The organism is Paenibacillus sp. J2TS4 (assembly GCF_018403245.1).
Taxonomy (GTDB): domain Bacteria; phylum Bacillota; class Bacilli; order Paenibacillales; family NBRC-103111; genus Paenibacillus_L.
The window spans coordinates 102,441-114,486 of record NZ_BOSH01000006.1 but is presented as its reverse complement, the minus strand read 5'-3'; the positions used below and the strand labels follow the sequence as shown (position 1 = coordinate 114,486).

Here is a 12,046-nt window from a genome sequence, read left to right as displayed (position 1 = left end):
TTACCTCTCATAAGATAGATACAACGACTTATACGTATCGATAAAGGCTTTTTTCGTATAGTGGGCGCGCACTCGCCGTTTCCCGCTGTCTCCCATACGCAGCCGCAATTCGGGATCCCGGCAGAGCGTTACAATCGCTTGAGCGATCCGCTCGCTGTTCATGACCGGCACCACGATACCCGCCTCACCGTAATCGTCGTCAGTTCCATAAAGCAATTCTTTACAGCTGCCCACGTCCGTTACGACAAAAGGCTTGCCGGCGGCCATTCCTTCAAGTACAGCCAATGGCTGCCCTTCGCTAATGCTTGTCAGCGCCAGAACGTCCATCCTGCCCATATACTCGTGAAGGGCAACGTTGCCCGTAAACATGTTTTCCATGCCCAGATCATGAGCCAGTTGGACACATTCCTCGTAATACCCTTCATTTTCATCAAAAGAACCCATAATATAAAATGTCGCTTGCGGAACCTCGCGTTTCACCAGGGCAAAGCTCTGAATCATCGTCTTGATGTCTTTAATCGGGACCACGCGAACGAATCCGCCGATATGGATGCGATCATCTCCTTCTTCCTTTCCGGGGAGATTCACAAAATCCGCTGTTTCGATTCCGTTCGGCACGATATCGATTTTATCCGGATCGCAGCCCAGTTCAATTTCGATTTCCTTGTTCCGGTTAAATAATGTAATGACGCGATCGGCGTAATTGTAGGCGCATCCCGCCAGCTTATAGAAATAATCGATCCACAAATCTTTAAAATAGCCTTTGACCCAATCGGCTTTAATAATTTCTTCCTCGCGTTCCCGGGAATAGATGCCGTGCTCGGTCAGCAGAAAAGGCTTTCCGTACACATGCTTGGCCAGACTCCCGATGACGCCTGCATATCCCGTAGCTACGCTATGGTACAGATCTGCTTGCGGCACGGGCTCCCGCAGCAGCAGGAACAGGGGCACCACCATGGAACGCGCCGTCCAGAACATCTCCGTAAACGGTACGTGCAAATATTTCTCCTTGCACAATTGATGAATGATGTCAAAGAAATCCCTGCTCATAAGGAAGTTAGCCACCGACTCCATTTTTGCATCCCGCAAAGTCTCGAATACCAGAGGCCATTCCTGCATATCGTCCCGAATGAAGAGGCTCTTCAAGGCACGAATTTGCGATGGGTCCAGCTCGTAGCTGCCGCCTGAACGCCCTTCTTCCTGCAAATAAGAGTCCAGGAACACTTCCTTGACCTCCGTAACATGAGGGGGCAGTTCATATTTAAATTTTCCCTGCTGAGACTGCTCGGCACCGATCGCATAGATGATAAATTCATGCTCTGGCATCGATCGAATCAATGTATTCAGCCAACTGGATACCCCTCCGGTGACATAAGGGTATGACCCTTCGGCAATAATCGCTATTTTCATAATTGTCCCTTCAGTTCTATTTCGAAATTAGCATCCTGGACGTGGACCAAATAAACTTGATCATCAATCCGTTTCACACTGCAGTGCTTCAACAACCCGATTTTTTTATCCGTGCGCAGTATAAAATACAGGTCTCCGCTATAGTGGTTCACGTATCCGCGCAGCTTCCCTTTTACACTCTTGTCCACATACACTTCCGCCGTAACGGACTTCCTGACTTCCTCCGCCGCTTCCGCCGCGGTCATACTGCGCAAGAAACCGAATCGTTCCTCCTGGAATTCCAGAAAACGATCGATCCGTTCATACAACTGATCCCACTTATACGGAGCACTGCGTTCGCGATCCAGAATGTCGTCCGGGTGGATGAAGTGTGAAAACATGCCGATGGAAGAAGCGCCGCTCATGCTCACCCAATACATGTAATGATCAAGCAAATATCCGGATGTCAGCCTCGGCAGCTCGACAAGGCCGTCCTCCGCCACTTCAAATTCTTGAACATATGCAAAACCCTTCGCATCCTCGGTATAGAGCGATGAAATGTTCGTTAAATCGGGCAAGGCCATCTTCAGCGCCTCCCTTCCTTCCGGACCGAGAACATTGGAAGGAGGCACGTACGTTTGAACTTTAATTGAAGGAAACACGCTCCCGATAAATTGTAGAGCCGCTTCCAGCGATCCCGCCATATCCTCGACGGATGTCCATTTCTTATACCCGAAGAAACCGGCGGTTCTCTCGCTAGTGACCAGGGATTGGTGATTATACCCGTGCAGCCCGATTTCGCCCCCGCCCTTAACGATCTCTCTTCCTAATGTCGCCAAGTTACTCCGATCCGCTTGCTCCGGTGTCATAAAAGGCGATTGCACATCATCCTCATAAGTTTCAATCAGCACTCCCGTGTATTTAAATTCATGCCTCTGAGCAAGCCTCACCATGTCCGGCCACCACACTTCTTTAAAAAACCTGGGCTGGCTTCGTTTATATATCTGGTACAGTTCTTCATTGATGCCGTTGGGAAAGGGAGCCGGAAAGTCGTCAATATAGAGAAGCTTCGCATTAAATACCGAATAAAGCATATCCGGAATAACAAGCCCGGTCATGCCTGTGATCAATCCTCTGCTTGTCTTCTCGTCCAGCATGGTTCCATTAAAAACGACAAATTTGCCTAGGCCATAGGAAGTTTCCCATAGAAGCGGATCTCCCGAAGCCGAAGTGATATGAACCTTAGCCTGTTCATTCAAATCCATACGCAGGGAAGAATTCGTGATAAACTCGTCGTCCACCTCATAGCCTTTCATACCGATCAATATATTGGTATTTAATCGGACACCTTGTACCGTAATGTATTCTCCTACGTCATTAGCGCCCAATTTGCGATAAATACTTAACAGCAAGCTGCTGGTTTCCGGTGTGACTGCCAGCACCAAATGACCGCCCTCTTCCACATAGGAGGTCAGCCAGGTTGGATCCGCCAATCGGTCAAGCTTGGCCATCGCAATCATGACCGCTCGATAGGAGTCCGGACTTCCATGCAGCGCAACGGCTTCCACAACCTCAACCCTCTGCTTCATATCCTGCAGCGTACGAGCAATATTATCTTTAAGACGAACACTGTAGGGGTCCTCGCCATCGTATACCACCAGAATCCGATCGAGCTGCAGCGAATCAACCTCTTGCGCCGTAATTGCATCTTTAAATTCAAGCGTATCAGGTGTCTTGGCTTGCAATCTTCCTGCCCACGTAAGCAGCTCATCCTGACGGGAGATTTGCAGGACTACCCCCAGGATGAAAACCAGAGCCAAAATAAAATATATATTTTTCTTTTGCAGTCCCATGTCAACCTCGCCTCATTCACTGTTTTGCAGCCAAAATCGGATCACACCCAGCGTCTCGGGAGTCGCGCGGATCGGAGCGTTACGAAATGCCTGTAACGTATCCAGCAGCCGGTCCTTCTGATTCAGTTCATACCGCAGCTTCATTTCGGATAAATAGGGTTCCTCTCTATCCGGATAAGCTTCATAGAACTGGCTGATCCAATATTCCGCCTGCTCTCCCCTATTCATAAGAAGCTCGACTTGAATCTTGTCGATATAGTGGGAAACATTCCCCTCTCCCTCACGGAGCAAGCGGTCCAGCACTTCTGCATGCCGCAGCCGATACTGTGCCTGCATATGCCTGTCCAGAAAACCGAGCTCCAAGCTGCGTTTCAATATATCCACATAGGCAAGGAGTAATTCCGGATCATCCGGCGAATGCTCGTAGCGGACGGCTAGCTTCTGCATCATGAGCGTTAACTTGCTCTTCAGTTCTGTAACTGCGGATACGGCGTAATGGGAGGTTTCGGTATCTTCATTGCTGATAGCCGCTTCCAGCAAGCCCGGCATGGCTTCCATTTCCGTCTTCAGCACATCGAGCAGCATGCGCCGCCTTGTCATCACATCGCTGATATATAATGCTTCCTCCAACGGAACCAGATTCACTTCCTTGTCCACATCTACCTGTTGGGGAATTCTCTGGCCTTCGTCCCCCCGATAGACAAGATGGGCGAAGCGTTCCTTATCCGACAATTGCTGATCACTCCGTGATCTAAAGGGGGGCAGCGATGCCCATAAAGCAATGAGCAGACCGGCGAAAGGAATACATACGATCAGAATAAGATCGGTCCACCAGGGACGGCGCTGCCAAATTCGGACCAGCAGATAGACCAGGCTTAACGCGGCATATAGGATATAAAACAGTTCAAGCATAAGAACCTTCCTCGCTCATCAAGGAGGCATTCACCCCAAACGATCGCAATCTCTGTACAACAAGGGTGGCTTCCTCACTCGTTGAATTAGATAACAACACTTGAATAGTCCGATTTCGTCCCAGACCAATATAATCGGACTCACGCAGCGACTGGGCTATATATTTAACGGTATCCTTCCAAGTCGAGCTGTTGTAAGCCACTTCAAGCATGGCATAGTGTACATTGTAAATTTCCCGCAGCTTTCTTTTTTGCTCCAGAATTTCTTGCATAGCTTCTGTGTTCAGAAGCTCCGAATCTTCTATATAGCGCTCGCTGCGAACCGCCCCGGTAAATTGGAAGGCTCGGGCCAAAGAGTTGGAGATCAATTCCGCCGCCACTTTAAAAAGATGCTCATGATACAGCGTGAATCGTTCAAACTTAACCTCATGTACCGACAGTACGGCGACCGTTTCCCCTTCATGGACAATAGGAGCCGCCATCATCGGCATCTGCCCGTTCAACTCCCGGTTGATAAAGAGGCGTTGTTCCGTTACGACAGTCCGCCATTGGGGAGCTTTCTCGATATGAAGCGATTTGGGCAGCAGGAAATCATCTCGATTGGAGCGAACCATCAACCGTAAATAGCCGTTCGGCCGATAGGAATAAATCGATACAGAACGGTTCTCCAGCAACTGCTCGATTACACCGACGGCGGCACCGACAACTTCCTCCGGCTCCAGGCTTTCGAGATTGCGGATAATGGCGTGCAAGCGGCCTATACTGTCTTTGCTACCCACAATTTGCTGCTGCAGCTGTTCCTTGACCTCCAGAGTATCTTCATAAACCTTCCTCAATAAATCATATTTCTCTTTAGACGCCGCCATTTTGTCGTCAGACGAGGCAATGGTCGTTTTGCGCTTGTCCGTGGTATAGCCAATGACTAGTCCCAGGAACAAATAGATTGCCATATGAAAGAATACTTCCGTGTCGTAAATTAACGATAGAAGCTCGCGTCCCTCCGCTATTTGTCCGTACAAATAATACCCGATCGCCAAGCAGACGGAGAGCATGGACTGGCGAATCCCGTGCATGACCGCAATGAGGACAATATAAAAAAGCATGAAGTCCATCGACAAATGGCGAAAAATAATAGAAGAGCCCAACAGCCATACAGCGACAAATAATAAAAGATTTTCTGCGTAAGGCAGAATCATCTTCCATGCGGCGGACAGCGCAAACTTCTTGCGGGCTTGTTCCTTCCCCGCTTTCGGGCGCTGATCGAACCATGCCCGCGTTCTCTGTAAGCCTTCCTCCACCGAATATAACGGAACCCAGTCGAGTGCCCGCTTCAACCTTGTATTGTCGAGCGACGAACGATAGATATCCCCTTCGCGCGCGTCCACATATCGCACACTTAGAGACTTGTCCTCTGTCGACAACTGGCGGACCAAATCATTCAGGCTGGTTTCCGTTCGGGTGGATAAATTGTAGACTCCGGTAATATCGCTATTCGCCGAACGATAGATGGCATCGGCCACATCCTCTACGTAGATAAAGTCCCTCGTCTGACCGCCATCTCCGTAAATGACCAATTCTTGTCCGCCAACGATTCGGTTTAGAAAGATAGAGATCACTCCACCTTCTCCGGTATCGGACTGACGCGGTCCGTACACATTAGAGAACCGGAAGCAGAGTGTATCAAGGCCATACATCTCCTGCCAACGGGCACAGTACTGTTCCCCGAACCACTTGTGAGTTCCATAAGGCGAGATCGGAGAGCAGGGCGTATCTTCCGATAATGGCAGACTCTCCTCCTGCATGCCATACACTGCGGCAGACGAAGCGAACATAAACTTTTTCACTCCGAACTGAGCCGACAGTTGAAGCATGTTGGCTATGCCCAGCATATTCGTTTGTGCGTCCTCATAAGGGAGCTTCAATGATCTCTGAACATCCACTTGTGCTGCCAAATGAACGACGACATCAAATTTTCCGCTGCGAAAAACTTCCTCACATTGCGGATCTTCCACACTTAAAGTGTACAGTTGATGTTTAAATGGGACGTGATAGGTTTGCCCTGTTGATAAATTGTCGATAATGCTGACCTGATGCCCTTCTTTATGAAAACGTTCGGCGACAAAAGACCCAATGAAACCACAGCCGCCAGTAATAAGAACCTTCATGATACCCTCCACAACATAATTAAGAATCTGCAGTAAAGCACACTGCGGAAATAATTGAAAGATGTCGAGCGCTGCAACAGGTGTTTATTTTATACGGGGGTTCTAAACATTTACTGAACAATAGGGAAGAATTGACAAAATTGAAGAATCGGTGGTAGCCTTTGTTGTATAGTGAAATTATTACTTTCCAAAGAACGGGGGAGCTGCGTGAAAAAAATGAATTTATTTGGCTGCTTCATAATCTTCTTGCTTCTCATTCCCGGCTCCATTGCCCGTGCCGATCAAACCAAAAGTGCTGCCAAATCCAGCCAGTACCGGTTGCTGATTTATTATGGGATTCCCCAGGGAGTCAACGAATTGTGGGAGGATAAGAAAGCCGCCAAAGTGTTTGCTCAGTATGATTATGTCGTTTTTGGCGCTGGTCTTGAGGAGCCCAAGCACAAATATTCGGGCTCCACTCAACAAATTATTACCGCAACCAAAGAATGGAATCCGGACACCCTTTTTTTTGGATACATAGATTTAGGAGTTACGACCAAATATAACTTCCCTCTGGGGCAAATTGAGGCCAAAAGTATATTGTGGCAGCAGTTAGGGGCCGATGGCATCTTCCTTGACGATGCGGGGAACGATTTCGGAGTAGATCGCAAACGGCTAAATACGGCCGTGGAGATGGTTCATTCACTTGGCATGTCAGCTTTCGTGAATGCCTGGGATCCGGACGACGTATTTGCAAGCCAGCAGGATGACAGATACAATCCGGAAGGACTGGAAACCGCTCTGGGACCGAATGATTATTTTTTGATCGAGAGCTTTCTTAAGCCTACTAATATTAACGATCCGAATGCCGAAAGCGCCTATGGCAGAGGATTCCATAAGCGAATGGACAAGTTGCATAGTTACCGTAAAGAATACGGAACCCGACTGCTGTCCGTCAGCAAGATTGATTTTCACTCGCTCTCCAAGAACGAACTTCGCAAATTTTTTCGAATGAACGAAGCGGCAGCGGGGGTTTTCTCTTTGAACGGCTACGGAATCGCAGCCTGGGATTACAGTGCGGGGACAACTAACAGAAACATCGTTCAATCCCTCCCTTATTTTGAAAACTATATGGATTATTATGACGCGGATGAAGATTATAATGTCCTTATTGAAGGAATGGATTACAAGCGAGCCGGATTTCGTCTGCATTCCGAGCAAGGAAAGCATTTCTATCATATTCCCGAGCTGTACGGCAGTTAATCCATACAACAAGAAAACCGTCCCTTCCACCGGACGGTTTCTCTTATTTGAGCGAGACTAGATTCTGCTTCTCCATTGCTCATACCAGTCGATCACATTCGCGCTCGGCTCCACACCCAGCTCTTCCTTCATATTCTCGACAAGAAGCTGGTACTGATTCCTCACTCCTCCGTAATCACCTATTTTTGCATAAATTCGCATAAGTCCAAAATATCCTTCTTCTGTGTAAGGAAATTTCCCCTGAATTTTTTGATATAATGGCACCGCCTCTGAGTATTGCTCCATCTGTATAAAATATTCAGCTACTTGCTTGGCATGCTCCAGCCAGATCAACCGGATGCGCTCCTGCTCCCCTTCCGACCATAGATAGAGGTGCTCGGCCAAGTAGTCGCCGCGATATAGAGCGAGCAGTTTCCGATGCTGCCCAATGGTTTCGGCGGTCACTGCGGAAGCCGTATGTACCCCCTTCTCCCATTCCTCCACGTCCAGCTTCATATCCGCCAGATCTATCCGGTATCCTTCTTCCATATATTTGACTTGAATGCACAGCCCCTTTTGTTTAATCACCCGTCTAATCTGATAGATGGTCGTGTGCAGAAGCGAGGAGGCTTTCTCCATATCATAATCCGGCCATAATAAATCCATGATGGTCTCCTTGCGCACGGTTTGGCCGCGATTATGGATCAGATAAGCGAATAGCTCCTGAGCCTTCGTCGTCCTCCATTGAAAGGTTTGCGGCATTTGATTTTCATCCAGATAATGAAGATAGAACAGACTGCACAGCATCCTCTGCTGCTTGCTGCCGTTATCCGGCTGCTCCTTTGGATCCGCAATAAAGAGCCGCTGCAGTGTTTTAAAGATTCGATCGCGCTGCACTGGTTTGAGTAAATAATCGAGGGCATTCAGCTCGAACGCCTCCACAGCAAAATCATTATAAGCCGTAATAAATACGATGTGAAGCTGGGGCTGAATTTCTAACAAACGCTCGGCCAATTCCATGCCGCCGATTTCCGGCATTTCGATATCCTGGAAGACCAGGTCTACTTTTTCCCGTCTTGCGAAATCAAGCGCCATCTGCGGATCCTGGAAGGAGCCTATCAATTCGATCGCAAACCCGCTTTCTATCTGTTCTTCCAACAGATTTTCTACTCTACGTAAAGCCAAGGGCTCATCATCGACAATGATCGTTTTCATACTCTACCCTCCTTTGGGAATCCGAACGATAACTCCGTTTCGAGCTCTGAAGTGATGTACTGCTCTGTCCATAATCCTAATTATATTTAAAACGCTGATAAATATATTTTTGATGCGGTTATACATATGTTTACTTGCAAGTTTAATACTATTTTTACATGTTCCTATCCTTAAAGACAAGAAGGAGAAGCTAATAATTTATTATTCCTCCTTCAATTCTTACATTATTAAGGAGATTGGAAATATCCTTTGACCAAAATGAATAGGAGTTGCAAATATTCTAATCAATAAAAGGTTCAACCTAATAATCAGTGCTTGATTTTCTTTCGCCGCCAAGCAGACTGGATTTTATACAGCTAAATAAGCCAGATCAGACGATTATTGGCAATCTAACTGGAAATCATACAGCTAATTCGATCCCAATCTATCCAATTCCTCTTTAACCCCATTTTTAACGGTAGGTTTTACATTTAGTCCGGAGATCTAGCGAGCTTTAGCGAGAATTAACTGCATCAATTACATTTAATCGGACAAGGACCATCTGGAGGGCCAATCTATCAAGTGAAATTCTAATAAGATAAATCTGTCAAGGATGGCCTGTCAAAGTCAAGGAATGATTATGGTTTTGAGCCCAATAAAAAGAAAGGAATCCTTTGGTTTATGTCGAAATCTTTTTTAACATGACAAAATTGTAAATACTGTAGAGAGGCCGTTCCATCTATTGAAGTCTACTTGGATGGCCTCCTTTGCCCTGAGATTATAGATTCGAATATAAGCTAAAGAAAGCGGTGAACAGATGACCATACATATTGCTCTGCTGCGAGGAATCAATGTCGGCGGTAAAAACAAGATCAAGATGGCAGATCTAAGGAAGACTTTGGAAAGTCTCGGTTTGGCTCGGGTTCAAACGTATATTCAAAGCGGCAACATTTTGTTCGAGTCGGATGAAGAAGAAGCCACACTGCGGCAACGGATTGAGCAAGAGATTGAAAAAGTGTTCGGTCTATCGATCGCGGTCATAATCAGAACATCCGCAGAATTAAACAATATAGTTGAGAGCCGTCCCTTCTCAGACAAGCAAATTGCCGAGGCCGAAGCCTCTTCAGAGGGAGAGAGCCTATACGTCTCGATGCTTCTCGAGGAGCCACATATGGAACGGATCGAGCAGCTTAGGGCATACGACTTCAAAGAGGATCAATTCCATGTAGCGGGCAGGGACATATATTTGTTATTTCACCAAAGCATCCGCCATTCGAAGCTCGCGGCCCAAGTAGACAAGCTGGGCGTGCCAACTACTACGCGCAACTGGAAAACGATCAGCAAGCTTGTTGCATTGTCAGATGAAATGGCGGACCGCAAGAAATCACCAAAACTGTCCGGTCATGAACAAGTAGTCGAATATATGAACAACCTGGAGCATCCCCTAAAGCAGGAAATAGCGGAGGTTCGAAAAATCATTTTAAGTGCTAATGAGCACATCAGTGAGCACATCAAATGGAACGCCCCGAGCTTCTGTTATCAGAATGAGGATCGAGTGACCTTTAATCTGCACGGCAAAGATAGTTTCCGTCTTGTTTTTCATTGCGGAAGCAAAGTAAAGAAGATTACGAAGGAGCCCTTATTTAAGGATACAACAGGGCTGCTGGAATGGGTTGCAGGCGACAGAGCTATAGTCACATTTACGGATATGAATGATGTGCATGCAAAGAAAGAAAAGCTTATTGAGGTTATGAATAGGTGGCTGGAAGCGACCCGTTCCGACCTTGCAGATTAACCGGTGCAAGCTCTCTTCTTGGCTTAATGGATGGAACTCTCTGGACTCAGGGATACATAGAGGGGGACGAAATCCGGATAGGAATACGCAAAAACCTCCCAAAATATAGATGCGATCATTTCAGGAGGTTATGGAGTCCATCTTAATCCACTATCGATTGTTATTATCGAGATATCCCCATCCATTCCCTATGACCTGCCCTCGGTTGGGAGTCGCCAAAGTGCATCAAAGATAAGTTGGATAATATTGATTCGCAAGGTTATAGAGTGTTGTTGGAGTTGCTGTTATTTACGATTTAGGAGAATAGGAATAGCCGGGATATTGGACGACAGGCCATTTATCCTTCCGCAAAGCATTAAGCAAATCAGGCCCCACACGAAGATTATCCCGGACCAGTTCTCGAGGAGTAAGTGCCATCCACTGATTTAAGGAGATGTCGACAAACCGGTCGCTCTTGAACATTTCCAGAAACCACAGTGATTCTGTTCCCGTATTCTGAATATAATGGCCATTGGCAAAAGGCACATAACCGACGTCTCCGGCTCGGTAATCAAAGGTTCTTGCTGTTCCGCTGCCGGCGAACACCGTCATTCTTCCTTGCCCCGCAAGGTAATACTGCCATTCATCATTATTGGGATGCCAATGGAGCTCCCTCATCGCTCCAGGATGGATCTCGACTAACGCCGCGGCAATCGTTTTGGAAATTGGAAAGTTGGAGGAATCCACGATCCGCACGCTTCCTCCGGGCGTTACTATCGGTTTTTGGGCTAATAAGCGATGCTTGAAACTCAGAGGAACCGTGCCGTATGGGGATTGAACCTGCTGACTTTCCAGAGCGCCTGGAACATTAGCTGGAAAAATATAGACTTGATCTGAAGGAATGTTAGCAAAAGCGCTTTCTGCAACACCGAAGTTGGCTGACAGCACATCTTTGGGGGTATGGGCAAACCAATCAGAAATAGATAAAGTATTCAACTCAGAAAAGTGTCCATCATCAAAAACAAGTAAAAATTCGCATCCTGTCGCCAGGCCTTGAATGGAGTGCGGCAATCCTGCAGGAAAATACCACAGATCCCCCGGTCCGACATCCGCGATAAAGTTACGGCCATCCTGATCCACAGCCGTTATTCTCGCGTTTCCCCAAATCATATAGGCCCATTCCGCTTGTTGATGCCAGTGCAATTCCCGCACTCCGCCTGGAGTCAGACTCATATTAACACCCGCAAGCGTAGTGGCAACCGGTAATTCCCGCACCGTAATTTCTCTGGACCAGCCGCCGTAATTAAGCTGCATATGAGTATCGGAGAAAGACATCTTGAGGTTAGGCAGCAGGCCGGAATCGGTAGCCGGCGGGACCAGCATATTCGGGTTCTCCATATCCCTCCATATGTCTCGAGGACCCCAATCAGGCCCTCCGGCCCCATCCCTTCTGATCGGTTGTGGCACAATGAACGACTTGCGTTGATTTGGATGTTGATCTCTCATGGAAACCTCCAGTTGATGATATACGCTTATCTT

Annotated in this window: 8 protein-coding genes; 2 read left to right on the top strand and 6 right to left on the bottom strand. The window is 47.3% G+C overall.

Going from position 1 to position 12,046, the window contains the following annotated elements:
* From pelF to KJS69_RS14560, 4 genes are read right to left on the bottom strand one after another with little or no spacing between them, the layout of a single operon-like run.
* The gene (gene pelF / locus KJS69_RS14575) at positions 1 to 1,410 is read right to left on the bottom strand and encodes a GT4 family glycosyltransferase PelF (RefSeq protein WP_213584514.1); all 1,410 of its coding nucleotides are present in this window, start codon (positions 1,408 to 1,410) and stop codon (positions 1 to 3) included.
* Positions 1,407 to 3,242, bottom strand: a complete 1,836-nt coding sequence (locus KJS69_RS14570) for a DUF2194 domain-containing protein (protein WP_213584513.1) — start codon at positions 3,240 to 3,242, stop codon at positions 1,407 to 1,409. Before KJS69_RS14570 ends, pelF begins: the two co-directional genes overlap by 4 nt.
* Before the next feature lie 12 nt (positions 3,243 to 3,254).
* Entirely contained in the window at positions 3,255 to 4,154 is a 900-nt protein-coding gene (locus KJS69_RS14565; RefSeq protein ID WP_213584512.1) for a hypothetical protein, read from the bottom strand.
* The gene (locus KJS69_RS14560; protein WP_213584511.1) at positions 4,147 to 6,318 is read right to left on the bottom strand and encodes an NAD-dependent epimerase/dehydratase family protein; all 2,172 of its coding nucleotides are present in this window, start codon (positions 6,316 to 6,318) and stop codon (positions 4,147 to 4,149) included. The genes KJS69_RS14565 and KJS69_RS14560 overlap by 8 nt, the downstream gene beginning before the upstream one ends.
* Positions 6,319 to 6,525: 207 nt before the next feature.
* On the opposite strand from KJS69_RS14560, the gene KJS69_RS14555 reads away from it, so the two are divergent.
* Positions 6,526 to 7,560 (top strand): hypothetical protein, encoded by a 1,035-nt coding sequence (locus KJS69_RS14555; RefSeq protein ID WP_213584510.1) that lies wholly within the window; start codon positions 6,526 to 6,528, stop codon positions 7,558 to 7,560.
* 57 nt (positions 7,561 to 7,617) lie between these two features.
* On the opposite strand, the gene KJS69_RS14550 is transcribed toward KJS69_RS14555, so the two are convergent.
* Positions 7,618 to 8,754 (bottom strand): response regulator, encoded by a 1,137-nt coding sequence (locus KJS69_RS14550; RefSeq protein WP_213584509.1) that lies wholly within the window; start codon positions 8,752 to 8,754, stop codon positions 7,618 to 7,620.
* Between the two features lie 796 nt (positions 8,755 to 9,550).
* Between KJS69_RS14550 and KJS69_RS30120 the strand changes: the two genes are divergently transcribed.
* Positions 9,551 to 10,528, top strand: coding sequence for a DUF1697 domain-containing protein (locus KJS69_RS30120; protein ID WP_213584508.1), 978 nt, complete (start codon positions 9,551 to 9,553; stop codon positions 10,526 to 10,528).
* A gap of 288 nt (positions 10,529 to 10,816) precedes the next feature.
* On the opposite strand, the gene KJS69_RS14540 is transcribed toward KJS69_RS30120, so the two are convergent.
* Positions 10,817 to 12,013 carry an oxalate decarboxylase family bicupin gene (locus KJS69_RS14540; protein ID WP_213584507.1) on the bottom strand — a complete coding sequence of 399 codons (1,197 nt, stop codon included), beginning with the start codon at positions 12,011 to 12,013 and terminating at the stop codon, positions 10,817 to 10,819.
* Positions 12,014 to 12,046 lie beyond the last annotated feature (33 nt).

Coding starts and splice junctions, on each gene's coding strand:
- pelF (WP_213584514.1), bottom strand. CDS start 1,410: ATGAAAATAGCGATTATTGCCGAAGGGTCATACCCTTATGTCACCGGA.
- KJS69_RS14570 (WP_213584513.1), bottom strand. CDS start 3,242: ATGGGACTGCAAAAGAAAAATATATATTTTATTTTGGCTCTGGTTTTC.
- KJS69_RS14565 (WP_213584512.1), bottom strand. CDS start 4,154: ATGCTTGAACTGTTTTATATCCTATATGCCGCGTTAAGCCTGGTCTAT.
- KJS69_RS14560 (WP_213584511.1), bottom strand. CDS start 6,318: ATGAAGGTTCTTATTACTGGCGGCTGTGGTTTCATTGGGTCTTTTGTC.
- KJS69_RS14550 (WP_213584509.1), bottom strand. CDS start 8,754: ATGAAAACGATCATTGTCGATGATGAGCCCTTGGCTTTACGTAGAGTA.
- KJS69_RS30120 (WP_213584508.1), top strand. CDS start 9,551: ATGACCATACATATTGCTCTGCTGCGAGGAATCAATGTCGGCGGTAAA.
- KJS69_RS14540 (WP_213584507.1), bottom strand. CDS start 12,013: ATGAGAGATCAACATCCAAATCAACGCAAGTCGTTCATTGTGCCACAA.